Here is a 22,473-nt window from a genome sequence, read left to right as displayed (position 1 = left end):
GGACGGCTCCCAACGGCATCGCGATGTGCCAAGGTGAAGTCGTTGCAGAATTCACAGAGGAGGCCACCCATGGAACAAATTATCCGTATTGGCATGGACACGTCAAAAAGTGTTTTCCAATTGCACGGTGTAAACGCGAAGGAGCAGCCTGTTTTGCGCAGGAAGCTATCCCGCCGGGAGATGGTAAAGTTTTTTGAGAAACTGCCCCCGATTGAAATCGCGATTGAGGCCTGTGGCGCCTCCCATTACTGGGGGCGGGTGCTCTCGTGTCTGGGACACACAGTGAAGCTGATCGCGCCGCAGCTCGTGAAGCCTTATGTCAAGCGCGGGAAAAACGATGCCGCCGACGCGGAAGCCCTCTGTGAAGCGATGAGTCGGCCTACAATGCGGTTCGTCCCGCTCAAGAGCGAGGAAGAGCAGGCAGCGTTGATGCTGATTGGAATGCGGGCACGACTTATCCGGAACCGCACACAGCTCGCCAATACGATCCGGGGATATGCTGCCGAGTTTGGGATCACGGCGCCCAAAGGCATGTGCCGGATTGAGGCACTCCTTGATCGGATCGCTGCGGACGAAAGCCTGCCCACATTGACGCGCGAGTTGTTTGCCCTTCACGCAAAGGAATATGCTGAATTGCAAGGTGAAATCGAACAGCTTGAGGGCAAGGTGATGGCATGGCACCGCGCCAACGAATGCAGTCAGCGTCTTGCGAAAATTCCGGGCGTTGGCCCGATCGGCGCAGCGCTGCTGATGATGAAAACGCCTGATCCGCATCTGTTCAAATCGGGTCGAGCCTTTGCGGCCTGGATCGGATTGACGCCCAGGGATCACTCAACCGGTGGAAAAACAAGGCTTGGCAGAATCACACGCGCTGGCGATGAGGTCTTGCGAAGCACGCTGGTGGTTGGCGCGACCGCAGTCGTGTCGCATGCCCGGCGGACCAATGGGAAGAATGCCTCATCTTGGTTACGTGAATTGCTGGAGCGCAAAAAACCGAAACTCGCAGCGGTGGCCCTTGCCAATAAGATTGCGCGGATTGCCTGGAAACTGATGGTCAGCGGCGAACACTATAAGCGCCTTCTGCAGCAACTCGGCGCAGCTGCTGTTTGAGCTTAGCCTGGCACGATGCGCTGACATTTGACGCTCTCGTGCCGAGCTGAGGTCGTGGCTTGCAAGTAATAGAGCAGATGGTGTGATCGATCGATCCATGGCGTGAGAAAACCCGTGGCAACCAGTGGTCATCAAAGACCGCTTCTGTGTTTGGGGCTCACGCTGCGGAAGCCATCTTGGCCAGCGACCCTATGGCCGCATCAACAGGCCGGACATATGGAAGCAAAGATCCGATCATTTTCTTGCCTAGCCCCTTGCAAGGGGGAGCCGTCCACATATGGTTGCCGTCCGTTATGCAAGAGTTTTCTGACCCATATTGACGTGTGATCGTGTGCGGTCTTCTGTAAGGCCTGTTGATGTGGCCTTTCAGAAGCCACTGGCCAGTATGGTGATCAGCGGATCAGATCCAAATCTCACAGGCGTGCTTTAAAGCACAGAGAAATCCACTGGTTTTTCCGATCCGGATCAGACGATCATGCGCCCATTCAGGTCATCGCCCTCTCACACCCCTACCGGTTCCATCCGCGGGAGCCGAGCCATCGCTCAGGCTGCCACGGACAGGGCCGGATCCCGATAATCCTCCTGTTTTGTTGCCATGGCCCAGATGGCTCGTGCCATCCTGTTGGCCAGCGCAATGGCTACCAGCATACGGGGCTTGCGGGCCAGCATCCGTGCCAGCCAGCTTCCCGGTGCAGGGGCCTTACGGCTGGCCCAGTTCACCTGGGTCATGGCGCCCATGATGAGAAGCCTGCGGATATCAGCCTGCCCGGCTTTTGATATCTTCCCCAGCCTTTCCTTTCCGCCAGATGAGAACTGACGGGGCACCAGCCCCAGCCACGCAGCAAAGTCGCGCCCGCGCCGGAAGCTCTGCAGGTCAGGCGCAAAAGCTTCAATCGCAAGAGCGGTCAGAGGACCCACTCCAGGCATGCTCTGCAATCTGCAGGTGTTTTCACTTTCCTGGGCAAGCATCCTGATCTTCTTTGTTCTGACATCAATCCGCACACTCTGCTCCGAAATCTGTCGCAGCGGATCAAGGCATTCCTGCTTCACAGCCTCTGGCAGAACCGCCTCATCCAGCATGGCTTCAATGTGTCTGATATGCGCAATCCCCTGTGGCACGACGAGACCGAATTCATACAGAACGGCACGCAGGGCATTCACCAGTTCCGTGCGCTGGTGCACCAGACGCTGCCGGGCCCGGAAAAGAACGCCACGCGCCTGCTGCGCTTCAGTGCGTGGTTCGACAAAGCGCATTTCCGGCTGACGGGCCGCAATGACAATCGCTTCCGCATCAGCAGCATCGTTCTTCTGGCGCTTCACGAAAGGCTTCACATACTGCGGAGCGATCAGTCTGACCTCGTGACCAGCTCCTGCCAGTTCGCGAGCCCAGTAATGCGCGCTCCCGCACGCTTCAAGAACGACCAGAGCAGGCGGCTGCGTGGCCATGAACTGCATAAACTGCTGACGACGCAGCTTTTTGCGAAACATCACCTCGCCCGCACGCGAAGCTCCATGAACCTGGAAAATGTTCTTTGCCAGATCAACGCCTATCACTGTATCCTTCATCTGCCGTCCTTTCGCGCAGTCGTTTCTTCCAACGACCATTCTGGCACATTGCGATGCCGTGCGGGGAGGACGGCAACCACCCCATCTCACACTTGAGGCAATTTCAGGTCATTTTGTAGAATTCAGTCATCCCACAGGAGCCCGATCTGGAATATTGACGATATTCTGCTTCTGGCGGCGGGTTCTGAACGCAGTGAGGGTGTCACGGCCTGAGAAGGCAGTGTTGGTGGAAGCTATGTGGTCTGTGCACTGTCTGTTTCTTCAGATGGCCTGCCGGAGCCTTCGCAATCGTGCATGAGCGAGGGCGAATTCATGCTGACAGGGGAACATGTCCGGCATGGACAGGACAATCCGACGGACGCTGAGCGTGACACGTGTCGCGATTTTGAGCAGTCGTGCGCGTATGGTGCCACAGGTCGCCGTCTCCAGGCTGGTCTGGCCAAGGGCCAGTCTTTGCAGAGCGGTCAGCAGGACATAGGCTGCGGCCGAGAACCACAGCCGGAGCTGGTTGGCCCGGATGGTGTGGGACGAGGTCCTGTCTGAGAACAGATCCATCTGGCATTCCTTGATGCGGTTTTCCATATCCCCGCGTGCGCAGTAAATCTGTTCGTAGAGATGGCGGGGGTCGGACATTCCCTGCGGTAGCGTGGTGACAATAAAGCGATGATAGCGGTTGCCGTGGCGCCATTCGGCCTTGGCCACGACCCGCCTGCGGCGCGTCCAGCTGTCCTTTGTGATCCAGTCAAAGGAGGCGAAACCGCGCGCAGCTCTGCCTGTCGTGGCGGCTTCGTCACGAACCTCAGCGGACAAAGAGGCAATCCGGTCATACAGGCGGGTGTTGCCTGCAAGCCCGAACAGGAAGTCAACGTGGTTGTCTTCGCACCATGTCATCAGACTGTCCCGGGCGAAACCGCTGTCCCCACGCACCAGGATACGCACCCGGGGCCAGCGGCTCCTGATCTGCTCCACGATCCGGCGGATGTCTGCCAGTGCTTCCTTCCTCGGGTCCCTGTCTGCCGTGCGCAGGGTAGCGCTGAGGAGATGGTCCCCGCAGAAGACATACAGGGGAAGATAGCAGTTATGGCCGTAATATCCATGAAAGGCGCGGCCTTCCTGATGGCCATGGATACGGTCATCGGTGGCATCCACATCCAGAACGATCCGGGCGGGTGCGCGCTCATGCTGGTCCATGAAAAGCGTCACGAACAGGGTAGCCAGGGCCTCATGATCAGCAATGATGCGGCAGTAACGATCTGCCTGCTGCCCACTGCGCTCCAACCGGTTCAGCGTGGATTTGCCAGCCAATGCTGCGCAGTTTGCCCGGCCTCCTGACAGACGGCCCGAGGCCAGACCAAAGATCAGGTCATGCCGCAGGGCATCGTGATCATTGAGATCTTCATAGCCCAGTGCCAGGCCCATGATCCGCTGACGGACAAGGTCTTCAACCCGGTATTCCACAAAGCCGGGATGCCGCTTATCGCGAAAACAGGCAGCAAAGCGGCGGCTGAGACCCAGAATGTCATCAGCCTGCTTCACCAGAATGACGCCCCCATCCGAACTCATGCGACCCCCGTCAAAACGGGCCACAACACGCCGTCCATAGGAGGCTGGAAATTCATACGCGCCTGCGCTACACTCTGTCTGCATCGGGTTTTCTTATAGCTTACGAAAATTTCTTTTACACAAAATAGACTTTTTCATAATCTAACCCGATGTACAACCCTTCCGTGAGATTTCCGCGTCGATCCGCTGTTCGTAGTCCTTTACAAGGCGACGCCAGCGGATCATCCAACCGAAGGTCCGTTCCACAACCCACCGACGCGGCAGGATTTCAAACCCTTTTGCTGTCTCTGACCGCCGGATGATCTCGACTGTGAAGTCGAGAAACGTGGCCTTATCCATCAACTGGAGACGGTCATAGGCTCCATCGGCAAACAGGTGCTTCACCCAAGGCCAGCGTTTACGAATGGCATCAAGGATCATCTGTCCTCCTGCACTGTCCGAAATATCGGCTGTTGTCAGCTGGACCAGGAGAAGGCGGCCATCCGTATCAACTGCGATGTGACGTTTCCGACCGACGATCTTCTTGCCTGCGTCATAACCACGTGTCTTTGCGTGGGGTGCCTTGATACTCTGGCTATCAATGACACCACCCGATGGACTGGTTTCGCGTCCTGTCGCTTCACGATCGAGCATCAGACAGACATCATGAATGGTCTGGAACAGGAAACGGCGCATCAGCCTGCGGAACCACCAGTAAACCGTTTGCCATGGGCCAAAATGAACCGGAAGCATCTCCCAACCGCAGCCTGAGCGCACGAGATAGCGCAGAGCATTGATGATCTCACGGAAATCGGTTGTCCGTTTCCGACCACGCCGGTTCGCAGGGGGCATCAGAGGCGCTATGCGCTCCCATTCCTCATCTGTCAGATCAGACGGATAGCGTTTCGTCTTGCGTGTAATTCCGGCCATGCGGCCTCGTTGTGCTGGCGTCCACATCCTGCCTTTGAATCACGCTCAAAACCTCTTGAAAACCTATCATAGCGAATTTCCAAAAGGACTCTAAACGCAGACACTCGCAGTGTTTGGTTTGTAAAGGAAGCTCAGGCACTTAATCGGCATAAGTATATATCTTATAATTGATGTCTGATTTCTCTGCTGGTAACTATCTTCTAATGACTTAATACTAACAGTAAAAATTTCTTAAAGTATAAATAATTTTTACTGTTCAAATGTTCATGTATCTTCATCCATTAAAAATGAGCGTGAGGGAATGCTTTCTGCCCAATTTTTGGGTAGGGGAGATATAAAAACATTTTCCGTGCGTGTCCGGCTGATTTTCCAAACTCCATTTTCTTTACGGAAAAGATTATTAAGGCGGCTAGATCGTAATAATGAACTTCCATCATTGAAAATCCATGGCTGACAATGCACCCATTGTCCATCGCCAGTATTGCCGTGCACATGGATTTGTTCCGATGTGAGGTAATGCACATTGAGAATAAGTGCAGGATTGCGTTTTTGAAGCCAAAAATTTTCAAAATGCGTGCGAATAGCTGCTTTGCCAATACAGCGGCCGAATTGGTTGGTGTAGTATTCACCTACACCTTCCCAAATAGCATCTTCTGTATAGAGATCCATAATGCGATCTATACGGTCTTTATCCGTTTGAATACCAAATTCAGGGCAAGGGGTGTCACACAAAAACATGTAACGCGCCTGTAAACGCCTTATCGCGGCTTCCCCTTCCAGTTCCTCTACGCGCTGAACAAGGGCTTTAAGTTTATTTTCTAGATTTAGGTCATGCGTCATGTTTCTTTTTCCGATAAACTGATTCTAAATACGACTTGTTTTCATACTATTTGTGGGTAAGTCAGATGTATAAGAAACCTTGGTGTTAGCCGTGGAGCATAAAAGTTTGTAAGATGGAATACTTGCGAAAAGCAGCAAGGCTCCTAAAAAACTAGCCGTGCCAGAAACAATAGCCATTGATGTGCCAATAGCTAATGGCGAATGGAAAAAATGATCGTTTAACGTGCCAATAAGTAGCGACCCGCCAGATAGACCCCCGATAGCATTACAAAACAACATGGCCGCAGAAAAACGTGCACGCATCGTGGTTGGCACTGCAATTTGTAAAACAGTAGCTGAGGGCGGCATTGGAAAAGATGCAAAATAGAAGGCAACAGCAAATGCGGCGACAGCAAGATGCGTATTAGAAGTTGTTACACTTATAACAAGCGGGGCAGTGGCACATAGAGCAGCAAAGGCTGCCACAAGTTGGGGTGCATACCATATGCCACAAGCACTCAGTATATCAATAAGGCGCCCGCTGGTATAAACCCCAGCACAACCACAAATAATAACAATGCTACCTAACGTAATTCCCAGATCAGCGTGTGAAAAATGATGGATACGCATCATCTGAGCGGGCATCCAGCTGAAGAGAGAAAAGAGCGTTACTGCCAAAAGCGTATAGCTTAACATATGAAGACTAAAGAAAGCTGGGTGCATTCTGAAAAATGCAATTGTTTTTTGAGCAGAAACAGGTTTTACAATAGATTTTCTATGTGGAACCTCATGCACAAGCTTGGCGATAATGCCGCCTAAGAGCAGGCCAGGAAAGCCAACAATTATAAAACATATTTGCCAAGCGTGCATGCCAGCAAAATTATGCTGTTGCACAATATGCAGAAGTGGGCCGCCAAAAAGAAACGCACAGCCTGACCCTAAAAAAGATCCAAGGAAAAAAATAGCGAGTGTGCCAGAAAGTTTTTCTTTAGGCACACTATCTGCCAAGAAAGAATAAGCCGCAGGAGCCAAAGTGGCTTCTCCCAACCCAACCAGAACACGACACAGGAACAGAGACCAGAAGCTGTGTGAAAGCCCACAAGCCATGGTGGCGAGGCTCCATAAAATAACGCCTCCCGCAATAATAGGCGGTCGTGGATATCTGTCACTCAGGGATGCAAGAGGGAAACCCAAAATGGCATATAGCAAAGAGAAGGCAAGGCCATTCAAAAATGCAAATTGCGTATCTGTTATCAGTAGGTCTGATTGGATGGGTCCTATAAGAAGAGATAGTATCTGCCTATCAATGTAGGAAAACAGATAAGCCAACATAAAGAGAAAAATAGTTGTAACTGGGCGGACAGGAGACATGGATTTTTCCTCAAAACTTTTTTGAGAAGCAGGAATTATGGCGTCTTTTTGTCTTCTAGAGATTGGTAACTGCTTGTGGCCCGTTGCAGTAGAAAGTTTCTGATATCTTCCACCTGTTCGGGAGAAATTTCTTTACTAAAGCTGACCATTCCGTATTCGGAGAGAACACCTTTATTCACAACATCTCTGAAAGACTGGGTGGAATTGATAAATGCAGACCACCGCAAATCTGGCAGTACGCCCCCGCCTACGGCGTTATCTCCATGGCATGCCAAACAATATTGTTGATATTTCTGGTAACCCAGTTTTGCCTTTTCGGGCGAGAATGTTCCTGTAGGCGCTATAGGCTGAGGTGCTGAATTTTGCACTGGTGGGAGGTTTGCAGTGCCATCCAGTGCAAAGACCAAGATACGGGAATGGTTTATGCTACTATTATGCAAACGCGCCAAAGCGCCACCCATAAGTGGGAAAACACCGCCCCAACCGGCTTCTACGGCTATATATTGTTTGCCGTCCACCATGTAGGAAATGGGTGGCGCAACAATGCCTGTTTGTGCATCAAATGAAAAAAGCGTGTGTCCATCTGTTGCGCGATAAGCTTCAAACAAACCTGTTGAAAGCCCCTGAAAAACCAGATTACCCGCAGTTGTTAGAACGCCACCATTCCAAGGTGCTGAATGGGGAATGGTAAAGGCAGCTTTTTGTTCGGCGGGGTTCCATGCCAGTAACCAACCTTTTACGGTTTTACTGACCTCTGTTAGAACTTTTGGATCATCCGGCAGGCCGGTCATATCCATACCCATATTAACGCCCTGTTTGTGCATATGCCATTTAGGGTCAGACAAAAAGGGTTCAGGGAGTTGTTGGGCAGGAATATATACCAATTTGGTTTGGGGGTTATAAGCCATAGGGGCCCAGTTATGCCCGCCCAGGGAACCGGGGATACTAAACCACGGCTTATTGGTAAGAGACCATAAAGCATCTGGGTTAATATCTGGGCGACCTGTTTTGGAATCTATGCTGTGTGCCCAGTTTTGAAACGTGTAAGGAACAGCAGAAAGAAACTCACCTGTTTGCGCATCCAGAATATAGAAAAAACCATTTTTTGGCGCTTGCACAATAACATGCCGTTGCTCGCCATGAATGGGTAAATCCATTACCATAATAGGCTGCGAGGCGGTGAAATCCCACTGATCTTTTGGTGTTTCCTGAAAATGCCATACATATTCGCCAGTTTCAGGTTTTATGGCAACAATGCTGGCTAGAAATAGATTGTCACCAACCCCGTCAGAACGGAATTTGTAATTCCATGGCGCACCGTTGCCAACGCCAAGATAAACCAGATCTGTTTTTGGATCATAAACAATGCTGTCCCATACGGTTCCCCCACCGCCAGATTTGGTCCAGCTGCCTTTTGGGCTCCATGTAGGATAGGCAATATCATGCAATGCTTTGTCGGATGCCGCATGGTCAGGTTTGTTAGATGGTGCTGGAACAGTAAAAAAGCGCCAGCGTAACGCGCCTGTTTTTGCATCAAAACCAGAGACAAATCCGCGCGCACCAAACTCAGCACCGCCATTGCCAATAATAACAATGCCTTTAACAATGCGCGGAGCCCCGTCCACCGTGTAGGAGCGAATGTCTCCTAACGTTGCATCATGTGGAATGGTGTGAACACTCCAAACCACATGGCCTGTTTTGGCATCTAAGGCAATCAGGCGGCCATCGAATGTTCCAACGTAAATACGGCCTTGCCAGTAAGCAACACCACGATTAACCGTGTCACAGCAGCCTTTTACCGCAACATTCCCCGGAACTTTGGGGTCGTACTTCCATAAAACGTGGCCTGTGGCTGCATCCAGAGCTTCAACATGGCTCCAATTTGTACTGATGTACATAACACCATCAATGACAAGAGGTGTGGCCTCTTGCCCGCGGTTTGTATCCAGATCCTGATACCATGCCAAATGCAGGTTCTGAACATTATGATCCGTAATTTGAGCAAGCGGACTATACCGCTGCTCAGCATATGTACGGCCATAGGTTGGCCAGTTTTCAGGATGACTGTCAGCCTGTTCAACAATGGGGTCTGTTCCCGTTGCATAAACAGACGGAGAGAGAAAAGATGCGGCAAGTAACGCCAGAACAAGAGGGCGAGGGGACATAAGCATTCTCTTTAATGGCGAATACAGATGGATTTCTGGATAGTGAAGCTATCCAACCAGTCAGATCCAAAGTCTGTTCCAGATCCGGATTGTTTCAGCCCACCAAATGGCATGTTGGGATCAATCATGACGTGGCTGTTAACCCATACGGTTCCGGCTTCCAGTTGTGCGGGTAGGGTCATGGCGGCTTGTAGGTTTTGCGTCCACACGCTGGCGGCTAGCCCAAAGGAAGAGGTATTTGCTAGTTGCAGTGCTTCGTTTGCATCTGATGTACGCGTTAAGGTCAGAACGGGCCCAAAAATTTCTTCCGTTACGCAGGTGGCTTCAGGAGATGGATTTATGATGAGCGTTGGGGGAACGTAATATCCCTCTGCATTGGGGCCGTTTTGGCCAATAATAACCTGTTCAGCTTCAGTATCGGCGTTTTGAACGTAAGAAAGAATTTTCTTTTGTTGGACTGCTGAGACCACAGGATTGATTTGTGCTTGAAGGTTCATGCCTGCGCCAACAGTCATATTTTGAATGGCTTGCGTAAGGGCATTCCTTAAGGGGTCAAACATTTTATCGGTGACATAAATGCGCGAGCATGCAGCACAAACCTGCCCCTGATTAAGGAATGATGCCAGCATAAGCCCTTGGACGGTTTGCTCCAGATCTGCATCATCCAAAACGATGGCAGGGTTTTTACCGCCCAATTCTAATGAGAACCGTTTCAGGCTATCCGCACAACTGCGGGCAATGGCTTTGCCGACAGGAGTGGAGCCCGTAAAACTGATTTTGCTGACAAGAGGATGGTTAACAAGCTGACTGCCCGCAACGGTGCCGCGACCTGTAACCACATTAAAAACGCCATCAGGCACACCGGCTTCTGTTGCTAGGCGCGCAAGATATAGAAGCGTTAAAGGGGTGGTTTCGGCTGGCTTGGCAACAACAGAGCAACCAGCAGCCAAGGCAGGAAGAACCTTCCATACACCTATTAGCAGAGGGAAGTTCCACGGAATAATGCCAGCTACAACGCCTATAGGTGTGCGCCGTGTATAGGATGTATAACGCGCATCTGGCGGAAAGGGGATAGAGACATCAAATGTCTTGCCAGTAATTGTTGTAGCCAGACCAGCTACGTATCGTATCCAGGTTTGTGCACCACCTGCTTCTAGTGCACGTGAGATGGCAAGTGATTTGCCTTGTTCCAATGTTTCAAGCTGAGCCAATATTTCAGCATCACGTTCTACAAGGTCAGCCAAGCGTAAAAGAATGCGTTCCCTTTCAGCAGGGCGCATATCTTTCCAGACACCAGATCTGAAACTGTTGAAAGCAGACGTAACAGCGCGATCTACATCCTGCGCAGTAGCATCGACTGTTGATGCAATTTGCATGCCGGTAGAGGGATCATAAATAGGTAAGCGTGCATCACCGCTAGAGGGAACAGCTCCACCATTTATGTATAATTCATGTGATATGGAAACAAAATTGGCGACGGATGCCAGCAAAGAGTCCATGACCAATGCCTATGTATGTTTTGATAACGAAATAGGACAGATTCATTCCGTATATGTCAACAGAATTTTATGACGGAAAGAAATTATTGTTCTGACAATTTATCTTAGAAAACTTATTAAAGATAAAAGAATTTCTAAAATAATACGAAATTATTTCCGTGATATGTCGCAGCCATATATAAATTTAGAGGTGGTTCCCATTTTTCGGACAGGGCGATAAGCTATCATCTGGCCTGAACGAGGACGGGTTTTATGGGCAAGATTACGCGGAAACGGTATGCGGCAGAGTTCAAGTCACGGGTTGCGCTGGAGGCGATCCGTGGGGAACTGACGCTGGCGGAACTGGCTTCGAAACATGGCGTGCATCAGACGATGATCGCCCAATGGAAGCGCCAGGCGATCGACGCGGATTTCTCACACTTGAGGCAATTTCAGGTCATTTTGTAGAGTTCAGTCATCCCACAGGAGCCCGATCTGGAATATTGACGATATTCTGCTTCTGGCGGCGGGTTCTGAACGCAGTGAGGGTGTCACGGCCTGAGAAGGCAGTGTTGGTGGAAGCTATGTGGTCTGTGCACTGTCTGTTTCTTCAGATGGCCTGCCGGAGCCTTCGCAATCGTGCATGAGCGAGGGCGAATTCATGCTGACAGGGGAACATGTCCGGCATGGACAGGACAATCCGACGGACGCTGAGCGTTACACGTGTCGCGATTTTGAGCAGTCGTGCGCGTATGGTGCCACAGGTCGCCGTCTCCAGGCTGGTCTGGCCAAGGGCCAGTCTTTGCAGAGCGGTCAGCAGGACATAGGCTGCGGCCGAGAACCACAGCCGGAGCTGGTTGGCCCGGATGGTGTGGGACGAGGTCCTGTCTGAGAACAGATCCATCTGGCATTCCTTGATGCGGTTTTCCATATCCCCGCGTGCGCAGTAAATCTGTTCGTAGAGATGGCGGGGGTCGGACATTCCCTGCGGTAGCGTGGTGACAATAAAGCGATGATAGCGGTTGCCATGGCGCCATTCGGCCTTGGCCACGACCCGCCTGCGGCGCGTCCAGCTGTCCTTTGTGATCCAGTCAAAGGAGGCAAAGCCGCGCGCAGCTCTGCCTGTCGTGGCGGCTTCGTCACGAACCTCAGCGGACAAAGAGGCAATCCGGTCATACAGGCGGGTGTTGCCTGCAAGCCCGAACAGGAAGTCAACGTGGTTGTCTTCGCACCATGTCATCAGACTGTCCCGGGCGAAACCGCTGTCCCCACGCACCAGGATACGCACCCGGGGCCAACGGCTCCTGATCTGCTCCACGATCCGGCGGATGTCTGCCAGTGCTTCCTTCCCCGGGTCCCTGTCTGCCGTGCGCAGGGTAGCGCTGAGGAGATGGTCCCCGCAGAAGACATACAGGGGAAGATAGCAGTTATGGCCGTAATATCCATGAAAGGCGCGGCCTTCCTGATGGCCATGGATACGGTCATCGGTGGCATCCACATCCAGAACGATCCGGGCGGGTGCGCGCTCATGCTGGTCCATGAAAAGCGTCACGAACAGGGTAGCCAGGGCCTCATGATCAGCAATGATGCGGCAGTAACGATCTGCCTGCTGCCCACTGCGCTCCAACCGGTTCAGCGTGGATTTGCCTGCCAGTGCCGCACAGTTGGCCCGGCTTCCTGACAGACGTCCCGATACCAGACCCATGACAGGATCATGACGTAAAGCGTCATGGTCATTAAGGTCTTCATAGCCCAGTGCCAGGCCCATGATCCGCTGACGGACAAGGTCTTCAACCCGGTATTCCACAAAGCCGGGATGCCGTTCATCGCGAAAACAGGCAGCAAAGCGGCGGCTGAGCCCCAGAATGTCATCAGCCTGCTTCACCAGAATGACGCCCCCATCCGAACTCATGCGACCCCCGTCAAAACGGGCCACAACACGCCGTCCACAGGAGGCTGGAAACTCATACGCGCCTGCGCTACACTCTGTCTGCATCGGGTTCGTTTATTGCTTATGAAAAATTATTTTGTACAAAACAGACTTTTTCATAATCTAACCCGATGTACAACCCTTCTGTGAGATTTCCGCGTCGAAGGCATGGCAAGCCTTTTTTCTGGTAAGTCAGTAACGGAACCTTCAGTCAGCCCTGCTGATGTAGAGAAACTGCACGCCAAGATCGGCCAGTTGCTGGTGGAACGGGATTTTTTGCGGGATGCCTCTGCTCGGTTGGGCGTGATCAGAGGCGGCAGATGATTGACCCGAAGAGAGCATGCCTGCCGATAATCCGGCAATGCACGCTGCTGCAACTCAACCGGTCGGGCGTCTACTATCGGCCTGTGCCACAGAGCGAAGCCAATCTGGAGCTGATGCGACTGATCGACGCCCAGTTCCTGGAAACGCCGTATTATGGCTCACGGCAGATGACATGGCATCTGCGCCGCCTGGGACATGAAGTGGGCCGCAAGCGGGTCCGGCGGCTCATGGCGACCATGGGCCTGCGGGCGATCTACCAGAAGCCGCGCACGACCGTGCCCCATCCGGAACATCGGAAATATCCATATCTGCTACGGGATCTGGTCATCAATCGGCCTGACCAGGTCTGGTGTTCCGATATCACATATATTCCCATGAAACGGGGATTTCTCTATCTTGTGGCGATCATGGACTGGTTCACGCGCAAGGTCCTGTCCTGGCGTCTGTCGAACACGATGGACGTGGAGTTCTGTATCGAGGCGCTACAGGATGCCCTCATGCGCTATGGCGCCCCGGACATTTTCAATACTGACCAGGGGTCGCAATTTACGACACCCCGTTTCAGCGGGATACTGGAAGAGCGTCAGATCCGCATCAGCATGGATGGGCGCGGTCGCTGGCTGGACAACGTGTTCATCGAGCGCCTGTGGCGGTCGCTGAAATATGAATGCGTCTACCTGCACGCGTTCGAGACCGGATCAGAACTGAGGGCCGGACTTGGCAGATGGATCGCCCATTATAACGAAAGGCGTCCGCATACGGCGCTGGCTGGACGAACGCCCGATGAGGCGTATCATAACGTGCCGACGCTATCTGGTCCGGGGTTAACCCCGGACCAGATGGCCAACAGCAACGCCGTCAGAAGGGCGGCATAACAACAACCGGGTATAGCTTATCAAGCCCGCAAAACTGTCCGAACGGACGGGACCACCTCATTTTTCATGATAGAGAACACATAAAACCCGCACCAAAAGCAGCATCGGGAACGCACATTTTTTCGGCATTGATCTGCACGTTGTGATTAATTTTTAAGCATGTTCATTTTGATATAAAAATAATGATCCTGAGAAAAGTTTTTTAGTGGAAATTTCACTTTCATATTGTTCTAATAAAAGGGTGATGGCGCGCTAGATTCAGGCAGGCCAATAGACCAAGCAACCATCAAAAGGATAATCATCATGAGAAACATCGGCGTAAGGACAAAAAGAGTCGTTTGTGAGCTCATGCAGCAACATGACAAAACCCGTTTTCAGGATTCCGGTTTCTGAGCGGAAGGAAGAACTGTTTTTTGTCTATAACATTGTGATTCCGGAATGAAAAAATGCGTGTTTCTGTCCAATATCAAGGAAAGTGGCGGGGAGCTTTCTGTTGCATGTCACACCATTTGAACAAGGCCTGTAATACGCTTAGCGTATTCTTCATGCTCTCTTGTGCTGCTGTTGTTGTGGAAAGTGGCACAGCAAGGGCCCAATCTGCGCCAGGTGCCACAGCTCAACCAGCTCTATTGCAAGAACATGCCGCAACATCCCAAATAGAGAGCGGGATTGCCGATTCATCTGCCGCCTCGGATCTCTTAAAAAAATCTCGTGAGTTAACAGTTACAGGTAAGAAGCGGGTAGATGATGATAGTGATTCTATGTCAGCTCCTAACAATATCAGCACGAAAATCATGCCGGCTGTTCCTGTAGCGGTTGCAAGTAATCAGCCTAAAAAAGGTATTTTTTACAATGCACTTAAACCGTTAAAAGATCATGGCATTACATTTCATCTGCTTCTGATCGATAATTTTGTCAGCAATGTTGTGGGGGGTGTTCGCCCCGGTACAAGGTTGCAAAACTCTTTGGGGGTTATTGAAACCCAATTCGATCTGGAAAAGTTAATTGGCTGGAAAGGGGCGCAAATCAACTTTGGGGAAGATATCTTTTTCCTGCGTAATAATGATAAGCACTGGTCTCAGCAGGTAGGCGATAACATTATCGGCTATCAGCCTCCGCATCTATTCCGTGGTAATTATCTCAGTGAGCTCACGCTTGATCAAAAGCTCATGAATAACAAACTGGAAATTGAAGGCGGCCGTGCAAATATTTCACGGTATTTCTTAATTCCAAACTGTAATCAGATTCTAACCTGCTTTAAGGATATTTGGTCTCAAGATGCTGGGGTAAGTACGTTTGTGTATGCCACATGGTCTGGTCACATTATGTACCATATTACACCTTCTTTGTACATTCAGGCTGCCGCTACAGAGGTGAATAAAACAACGTTTTTTACAAATGGCTGGAAGTGGGATACGGGCACATCCAATGGGGCCACCGGGGTGGGTGAGATTGGATACCTGCGCGGGTTTGATAAAACGGCTTATCCATCCATGTATGAGTTCTTGGGGTATTATAATTCCTCAACCGTGCAAGATCCTATTCGCACTGTGCGTGGTACCTCTCAGCTGTATGATAAAAGCTCTGCGGCGCAGATGCATACAGGTATGTCCGGTATTTTCTTTAGTGGGCAACAATATGTGTGGCGTAAGGACCATGGTGCAACCAAAGACCCACACGGTATGGCATTAGCCGTTTATGGTGGTGCAGGTACAGATTTTCAAAGTTATGCTCCTATACAAGCAGAAGCATATTTGGGGGCATTTGTTCAAGCTCCGTTTGCCTCGCATCCTTTGGATAGTTACGGCATCCAATTCCACTGGAGCAAGCTGGGCACGCGGGAGCAGGACTTTCTTGGCCAAGCTAACAAAATAAGTGGGGGTGATGGAAAACGTCCAGGTGCAGATCATCTTGTTGCAGATATTCATGCACATACGTTTTTGTTCCCGAATGTGGCATTGGAACCAAGCCTACAGTACGTCATCAATCCCAACACCTATTACGCTCCAATGACTGCCAAGCACCCCCATAATGCGCTGGAGGTGGGTGCAACACTCTTTGTTTATCTCGATAAAATGGCAGAGTTCCCCTGATAAAAAGCGTGTGGCCCCCAGTCATACTTGGCTTTGGATTTAGGGAAAATATTTTTTGAGAAAAATGAGAAAAATAAGTGGAAATGTAAACTAATTAAGGTTACGTTTTCGATATAAACAGACTGCAGGAGATTCGGGAGGTTAAGAAATAACCTCCATCTCTGGGCAGAAAGGACGCGAAGCCCGCATCAGTGGCATCGGCCTTGAAACGTGAAGGGGAGAAACATTCATGTTGATCCAGACGCCAGAATGCAAAGCTGATCTGGCCAAAGGGCCTGCTTTTGATGCTCTGATCGAGGACATCAGTTCCCGTGCTCTTGAGTTCCGGGAAAACCGCAGGATCACCAAAGATATCATTGAAAAATTTCAAGAAATTGGCGTGTATCGTGCATTGGTTGCGCGTCAATTTGGGGGAATGGAAGTGTCCCCCATGTCTTTCCTTGAATTGATAGAACGCATTGGCTGGGCCGATGCCTCGGCCGGTTGGGTTGCCAGCTTTGGTGTTTCTGCAACTTATCTGGTTGCATTGCCCCTTGAAACACTCAAGAAATTATATGCCAACGGGCCTGATATTGTTTTTGCTGGCGCCATTTTTCCGGCTCAACCTGTGCAGGTTAAAAATGACCATTTTGTTGTAAAAGGTCGTTGGCCATTTGCCAGTGGGTGCACCGGGGCGTCTTTTATCGGTGTTGGTATTGCCGTTGCAGATGAAGAGTGCGGTTTACCCCGTACGGCAGTTCTGCCAGCTACTGATGTAACCATTGATGAAACATGGAACACCATTGGCCTTTCTGGCACAGGTAGCCACGATGTGGTGGTGAGTGATGTAGAGGTTGCGCCGGAATGGACGTTTATCCGAGGTGGTGCCTCATCTCTGGATTTGCCTCTCTATCGCTATCCTTCCCTATGTTTCGCCGCACAGGTCCTTTCTGTTGTTGGTTTGGGTTGTGCGCAGCGGGCTATTGATGAAGTTGTCAAAATGGCCGCTGGGCGTAAATCCATCACTGGTGCCCCTACAATGGCTGATCGTGCTCAGGTTCAGGCCGCGGTTGGTGAGGTTTCTGCTCAGCTTTCCGCTGCGCGTGCTGCTTTTTATGGTGTTACAGCAGAAGCATGGGATGTCCTGAGTGATGGTGGCACTGTTACGGAAGATCTTGCAAACCGTATTCGGCTGGCTGCAACCCATGCTGCACAAACATGTGCCGAGGTAGCCCGAACCTGTTTTGCTCTGGGTGGCATTGCTGCCGTTCATAAAGACCACATTCTGGCACGTTGTTTGCAAGACTGCGTTGTTGTTGCGCAACATGCCTTTATGGGGCGCGGAAATTACGAAGCTGCAGGCCGTGTCATGCTTGGTCGTGGCGGGCGCCCTGGTTATCCATAATTTATAAGTGAGAAAAACAATGTCAAATCCAGACAAAAAGCCATTGCGCGTTCTGTTTTGTATTGGTGTAACACAGACATTTTTTGATTTGCCTGCATCTGGCATCAAAACAGTATGGGCAGGAGTGGGTGAAATGCTGAAAGGCATGAACTCCCTGCCAGGGCTGACAATTCTGGGAACGATGGATGATGATCAGGTTATGGTCGGTGCATCTCATGCTTTCCCGTGGACCTGCTATATTCTTGCAGATGTTGATAGCGTGGAAACCGTTACCGCTGCTTGCAACCTGTTCCGTGTAACAGAAGTGGGTGAGCATCGGCTCTGGCGTTACCTCAGAGTGGAAGCCCGCATGGGCCGCGTGCTTGAAGTTCCAGCCTAAAACATATGACTCGTTCTGTGTCTGAAAAAGGCATGCAAGGTTTCCGCCCGTAATAGGCGAACAATATTTTTTGATCCTTCATAAAGAGGATTTGCGTTCATGACAGCTTTTCCTGATGTCAAACAGCTTCTCGCAGAAGATCGTGCTGATGGGTCCATTTACAGCAATTCTGATCTGTATGACATGGAAATGGACCGTATTTTCATGCATAACTGGATATGGGTTGCTCATCGGAGTGAGCTTCCTGAACCAGGTCAATTTATTACCACTTTTGTTGGTAGCCACCCTGTTATTGTTTCACGGGATAGGCAGGGTGTGGTGCATGTTATGCTTAACCGCTGCCGCCACCGTGGGGCGACTGTGTGTGAGCAAAAGCACGGTAAAGCCGCCAGTTTTGTATGCCCATATCATGGCTGGGCCTATGGGTTGGATGGCGCGTTACGTGGTGTGCCGCATCAGGACGGCTATACCGGTCAACTTGATAAATCCAAGCTTCCTCTCGTAAATCTGAGAGTGGAAGAATATAATGGATTGATTTTTGCCACCTTTGATAAATCCATTATGTCTTTGGAAGACTGGCTTGGCCGGGCCAAACCGTGGATTGATCTGTTCATGAAGCAGGGTGCTTATTGGCCCATTAAAACCATGGGTGAGCATAAATTTACTTTTCCGGGAAACTGGAAAATCCAGCTCGAAAACACAACAGATGCTTACCACTTCCCTATAGTTCATAAGCCATATCTTGATTCTGTTGATAAGGAGACAGAAGATACATTCTCCTTCCTAGATGGAGAGGGATATGTAGAAGACTTGGGGCATGGCCACTCTGTTATGGTTATGATTCCAGATTTGGTGGATCTTGAAGAAGATCTGGATCGTCCCATTCCCATGCGCTTTGAAAAATTGGCTGAAGATCTAAGTAAGGATCACACACCTCAAGAAGTCAGACGCATTGTGCGTGCTGTCGGTGGAACGGGTTTCAATCTCAATCTGTTTCCAAATCTTGCGTGTTCAATGGCATTTTTCCGTGTTCTACGGCCTTTGTCTGTAAACGAAACAGAAATACGGCATATTGCTATTGGAATGGATGGTGGCCCAGCTATCGCCAATCAGGCTCGGTTGCGCCTTCATGAACACTTTCAAGGGCCAATGGGTTTTGGCACGCCTGATGATGCAGAAGCATGGGATCGTGTGCAGCGCGGTTCACTTGCAGGGCGCGATATTCCCATTTTGTTAAATCGAGGTATCGGGCACGAAGCAAAGCGTGAAAACGGTAATCTCTATAGTGATGTCAGTGCAGAAACAGGAATGCGCGCTGCGTACCGGCAGTGGTTTGCAGATATGACCGAGGAGAATGAAGCATGAGCATTTCTCTGAATGATGCCGTAGAGCTTGTAACGTTAGAAGCTGATCTGCTGGATGATGGACAGTTTACTGAATGGCTCAAGCTTTATACGCAATCAGGTTTTTATATTATTCCTATTGATCCTGATGCAGACGATTACGCCGATACACTGAACTATGCGTATGATGATGCTGAAATGCGTCAAAAACGCGTTGAACGTTTGATTGGGGGGCGCGCTATTTCAGCAGCTCCTCCAGCACAGACAATCCGGTTGCTTTCACGCTACAGGCTTCTGGAATCTGATGATCAGCGATGTGTGCTCCGTTGCGCCCAGTTGTTAACGGAGCTTCGGCAAGGGCGGGAGCGTTCTTATGCAGCCAATGTGATATTTACGTTGGTGAAAGAAGAAGATTCTCTAAAAATCGATCAGAAAGTCATTAAGATTTTAGGATCAACAGAGTCTCTAACAGCCGTGAGTTATATCCTATAATGCGGACGGCTTTGGTAACAGGCGGAGCGCAGGGGCTTGGTGCTATTATAGTGTCAAGCCTCGTGCAGGCGGGCTATCGGGTTGCAATTGCGGATATCAACCCAGATGTGGCTCAACATTTGGTAAAGGAACATGGCGAGGAAAAGGTTGCTGTTTTCGGGCTGGATGTAAGCAATGAAAACTCGGTCGAACAGGTTCTGGACCAGGTTGAAGAACGCTTTGGCTTACCATGGCTCTTGGTAAATAACGCGGCAGTTATGAAGGCACAGCCTGTGCTGGAAATTGATATGCCAACGTTTGAGCGTATTATATCGGTTAACCTGTGTGGGACTTTCCTGTGTAGCCAGCGGTTTGCACGGCGTCTTGTCGCAGCCAAGCAGAGCGGGCGAATTGTAAATATCGGCTCGTTGGCGGGGCAAAATGGTGGATCTGCTACAGGGGCACATTATGCAGCCTCAAAAGGGGGTATTCATACCCTTACCAAAGTGTTTGCGCGGGATCTGGCGCCGTTAGGGATTACCGTTAATGCAATAGCGCCAGGTCCGTTAGATCTACCGTCTGTTGCAGCAACAATTGGTGCAGATCGTTTGCCAGCTCTTAAAGCTGCATTGCCAACAGGTAAGCTAGGCCGCCCCATTACGGTGGCGCGCATGGTTGTGGAAATGGCGCGTGAAGATGCTGATGGGCTAACGGGATCTACAATTGATATTAACAGTGGATTGTATTTGCGATGACCAGACAATCTCATTTGTTGAATGTTACAGTAGATGCATGTCAATTGCGCGGATCTGTCCTTTGCTTTGATCTCAAAGCCTCTAATGGAGCAGATCTGCCGGTGTGGGAAGCTGGTGCCCATATTGACCTGTATCTTGAAGAAGGGTTGATCCGCCAATACTCCTTGTGCGGGAACCCGGCTGATCGGAAGCGGTATTCTTTAGCTGTGCTGTTGGACCCTAAATCTCGAGGAGGGTCCATTGCTGTGCATCGTCTTGTGCGTGATGGGGCACAACTTCAGATCAGCCTACCACGTAATTTGTTTCCATTGGATTGTGATGCAGAAAGCAGTTTGCTTATTGGTGGTGGCATAGGCGTTACGCCGATGATCGCAATGGCATATGAACTGTATGATAAAGCGCAAAACTTTGCTCTGCACTATGTTGCGCGTGATCCGGTTTTTGCGCCTGTTTTACAGGCTCTTCCTTTTGCCGACCATGTTGTTATTCATGATCACAGTCAGGCAGAACGGCCACGCTTTAACGTGCAGAATACGCTTGCCCAATGGATAGATCAAAACGGATCTGGGGTTCATGTGTATGTGTGTGGTCCAGAAGGGTTGATGCAGGCCGTTGCGCAGGCAGGTAGCGCTTGTGGATTGCCAGAAGAGCATGTGCATCAGGAAGCCTTTTCTGCCCAACCCGTAGAAGGTGGGGCTGGATTTGAAGTGCTGGCTGCCAAAAGCGGGGTGCGTGTTCAGGTTGCAGAAGATGAAACCATAGCAGCAGCTTTTGCCCGTTCTGGTGTGCGTGTGCCTGTAAGTTGTGAGCAAGGTATCTGTGGCACATGTGTTGTATCTGTTCTGGAAGGTGAGCCAGACCATCGTGACGAATATCTGACAGACGAAGAAAAAACGGATCAGATTGCTCTTTGTTGCTCACGATCCAAAACTCCTTTGCTTGTAGTAGACCTATGAACAAAATACCTCGTGTTTGTATTGCCGGTATGGGAGGAATGGGTGGAACCTTTGCATCCATTCTTTCATCCAGACCAGTCATACTATCTGTTGTTGCACGGGGCAGCACTTTACAAGCCTTACGCGAGAATGGATTGGTTTGTCAGAATGGATCAGAAATTACGCGGCATTCTCTTAGAGTAAATGATCGCGCACCTTCTGAAATACAGGATCTGATCATTCTTTCTGGTAAATCCTACCAACTGCCTGATCTGTTCAAAACTGTTAGCCATGCCGTAGGCCCGAACACACTTATTATACCTGTTCTGAATGGCCTGCCATGGTGGATGATTGCACAGACAAATACAGCACGAAGTGTTGTTAAAAAGATTACCCATACTTTGGACCCAGAAGGTAATCTTGGCAGTATTCCAACCGAGAATATTATAGGGTGTGTTGCTTATGCTTTTGCTCAGGTAACTGCGCCAGGGAAAGTAAATATTTCTGGCTCTCCTCGATTTATATTGGGGAATGCACTACCCGGTCAGAATACTGTTGATAGGGTTTTGACGTGGCTGGAAGGTGGAGAAGGGCATTTTGCAGAAACATCTGATATTAAAAAGGAAATCTGGAACAAACTTTCTTTGAATGTTGCAACAAATTTTTTATCAGTTCTATGTGAGGGAACTTTAAAAATTCTCTCTTCCAATCCAGATCTTTGCGTATTGGTCAGGCGGTGTCTTGTAGAAATTCAGGTTCTTGGTCAGGACTGTGGAATTGGCGGCTTACTTCCCATTGATGAGTTAATGAGCAAAGTGGAACAAGGGGGAAATCATCCCACATTCATGTTGCAAGATTATCTTCGGAATAAGCCATTGGAATTAGCTGCCATGGGGGATGTTATTATACGCCTTGCGCACCATCATGGGCTTGTTCTTCCTACTACAGAAGCACTTGTAGGCCTGACACGTAACAAAGCATCAAGACGTTATTAAGCTTGCAA

The 22,473-nt window shown here is 50.3% G+C and carries 16 protein-coding genes and 3 pseudogenes; 11 read left to right on the top strand and 8 right to left on the bottom strand.

From position 1 onward, the window contains the following. Nucleotides 1–69 precede the first annotated feature (69 nt). Nucleotides 70–1,110 (top strand): IS110 family RNA-guided transposase, encoded by a 1,041-nt coding sequence (locus A4S02_RS09445; RefSeq protein ID WP_070323512.1) that lies wholly within the window; start codon nucleotides 70–72, stop codon nucleotides 1,108–1,110. Between the two features lie 543 nt (nucleotides 1,111–1,653). On the opposite strand, the gene A4S02_RS09440 is transcribed toward A4S02_RS09445, so the two are convergent. The 7 genes and pseudogenes from A4S02_RS09440 to A4S02_RS09410 form a co-directional block, all read right to left on the bottom strand. After that, the gene (locus A4S02_RS09440) at nucleotides 1,654–2,676 is read right to left on the bottom strand and encodes an IS110 family RNA-guided transposase (RefSeq protein WP_070323524.1); all 1,023 of its coding nucleotides are present in this window, start codon (nucleotides 2,674–2,676) and stop codon (nucleotides 1,654–1,656) included. 261 nt (nucleotides 2,677–2,937) lie between these two features. Continuing rightward, on the bottom strand, nucleotides 2,938–4,323 hold the full coding sequence (locus tag A4S02_RS09435; protein WP_070323612.1) for an IS1380-like element IS1380A family transposase: 1,386 nt from the start codon (nucleotides 4,321–4,323) through the stop codon (nucleotides 2,938–2,940). A 93-nt stretch (nucleotides 4,324–4,416) separates the two neighbouring features. After that, nucleotides 4,417–5,175, bottom strand: a pseudogene (locus tag A4S02_RS09430) (IS5-like element IS12528 family transposase); the annotation flags it as partial. Nucleotides 5,176–5,412: 237 nt separating this feature from the next. Further along, nucleotides 5,413–5,988: a nuclear transport factor 2 family protein gene (locus A4S02_RS09425; RefSeq protein ID WP_070323610.1), complete on the bottom strand. Its 576-nt coding sequence runs from the start codon at nucleotides 5,986–5,988 to the stop codon at nucleotides 5,413–5,415. 24 nt (nucleotides 5,989–6,012) lie between these two features. Continuing rightward, the gene (locus A4S02_RS09420; protein WP_070323609.1) at nucleotides 6,013–7,338 is read right to left on the bottom strand and encodes an MFS transporter; all 1,326 of its coding nucleotides are present in this window, start codon (nucleotides 7,336–7,338) and stop codon (nucleotides 6,013–6,015) included. A 35-nt stretch (nucleotides 7,339–7,373) separates the two neighbouring features. Next, nucleotides 7,374–9,509, bottom strand: coding sequence for a PQQ-dependent dehydrogenase, methanol/ethanol family (locus tag A4S02_RS09415; RefSeq protein ID WP_070323608.1), 2,136 nt, complete (start codon nucleotides 9,507–9,509; stop codon nucleotides 7,374–7,376). Between the two features lie 5 nt (nucleotides 9,510–9,514). After that, nucleotides 9,515–11,002: an aldehyde dehydrogenase family protein gene (locus tag A4S02_RS09410; protein ID WP_070323607.1), complete on the bottom strand. Its 1,488-nt coding sequence runs from the start codon at nucleotides 11,000–11,002 to the stop codon at nucleotides 9,515–9,517. A 252-nt stretch (nucleotides 11,003–11,254) separates the two neighbouring features. Here A4S02_RS09410 and A4S02_RS09405 point away from each other — a divergent pair. Continuing rightward, nucleotides 11,255–11,407, top strand: a pseudogene (locus tag A4S02_RS09405) (transposase); the annotation flags it as partial. A 184-nt stretch (nucleotides 11,408–11,591) separates the two neighbouring features. Here A4S02_RS09405 and A4S02_RS09400 read toward each other — a convergent pair. Beyond that, a complete protein-coding gene (locus tag A4S02_RS09400) occupies nucleotides 11,592–12,977 on the bottom strand; it encodes an IS1380 family transposase (protein ID WP_070323251.1) in 1,386 nt (461 codons plus the stop codon). A 93-nt stretch (nucleotides 12,978–13,070) separates the two neighbouring features. Here A4S02_RS09400 and A4S02_RS09390 point away from each other — a divergent pair. The 9 genes and pseudogenes from A4S02_RS09390 to A4S02_RS09350 all read left to right on the top strand — a co-directional run. Next, nucleotides 13,071–14,110, top strand: a pseudogene (locus A4S02_RS09390) (IS3 family transposase); the annotation flags it as partial. A 446-nt stretch (nucleotides 14,111–14,556) separates the two neighbouring features. Further along, on the top strand, nucleotides 14,557–16,203 hold the full coding sequence (locus tag A4S02_RS09385; RefSeq protein WP_070323605.1) for a carbohydrate porin: 1,647 nt from the start codon (nucleotides 14,557–14,559) through the stop codon (nucleotides 16,201–16,203). A 229-nt stretch (nucleotides 16,204–16,432) separates the two neighbouring features. After that, nucleotides 16,433–17,587 (top strand): acyl-CoA dehydrogenase family protein, encoded by a 1,155-nt coding sequence (locus A4S02_RS09380; protein WP_070323604.1) that lies wholly within the window; start codon nucleotides 16,433–16,435, stop codon nucleotides 17,585–17,587. A 19-nt stretch (nucleotides 17,588–17,606) separates the two neighbouring features. Further along, complete coding sequence (locus tag A4S02_RS09375) at nucleotides 17,607–17,966, top strand: hypothetical protein (RefSeq protein WP_003625884.1); 360 nt, start codon at nucleotides 17,607–17,609, stop codon at nucleotides 17,964–17,966. A 99-nt stretch (nucleotides 17,967–18,065) separates the two neighbouring features. Next, nucleotides 18,066–19,331: an aromatic ring-hydroxylating oxygenase subunit alpha gene (locus A4S02_RS09370; protein WP_070323603.1), complete on the top strand. Its 1,266-nt coding sequence runs from the start codon at nucleotides 18,066–18,068 to the stop codon at nucleotides 19,329–19,331. Continuing rightward, the gene (locus A4S02_RS09365; RefSeq protein ID WP_070323602.1) at nucleotides 19,328–19,801 is read left to right on the top strand and encodes an aromatic-ring-hydroxylating dioxygenase subunit beta; all 474 of its coding nucleotides are present in this window, start codon (nucleotides 19,328–19,330) and stop codon (nucleotides 19,799–19,801) included. Before A4S02_RS09370 ends, A4S02_RS09365 begins: the two co-directional genes overlap by 4 nt. Then, nucleotides 19,801–20,535: an SDR family NAD(P)-dependent oxidoreductase gene (locus A4S02_RS09360; RefSeq protein WP_014457356.1), complete on the top strand. Its 735-nt coding sequence runs from the start codon at nucleotides 19,801–19,803 to the stop codon at nucleotides 20,533–20,535. The genes A4S02_RS09365 and A4S02_RS09360 overlap by 1 nt, the downstream gene beginning before the upstream one ends. Further along, nucleotides 20,532–21,491 (top strand): PDR/VanB family oxidoreductase, encoded by a 960-nt coding sequence (locus tag A4S02_RS09355; protein ID WP_070323601.1) that lies wholly within the window; start codon nucleotides 20,532–20,534, stop codon nucleotides 21,489–21,491. Before A4S02_RS09360 ends, A4S02_RS09355 begins: the two co-directional genes overlap by 4 nt. Then, nucleotides 21,488–22,465, top strand: a complete 978-nt coding sequence (locus A4S02_RS09350; RefSeq protein ID WP_228142344.1) for a ketopantoate reductase family protein — start codon at nucleotides 21,488–21,490, stop codon at nucleotides 22,463–22,465. Before A4S02_RS09355 ends, A4S02_RS09350 begins: the two co-directional genes overlap by 4 nt. The last annotated feature ends 8 nt before the right edge of the window (nucleotides 22,466–22,473 follow it).

It is taken from the genome of Acetobacter ascendens (assembly GCF_001766235.1).
Lineage (GTDB): Bacteria > Pseudomonadota > Alphaproteobacteria > Acetobacterales > Acetobacteraceae > Acetobacter > Acetobacter ascendens.
Note: the sequence above shows the minus strand (reverse complement) of the source record. Positions and strands in the feature narration are given on the sequence as shown.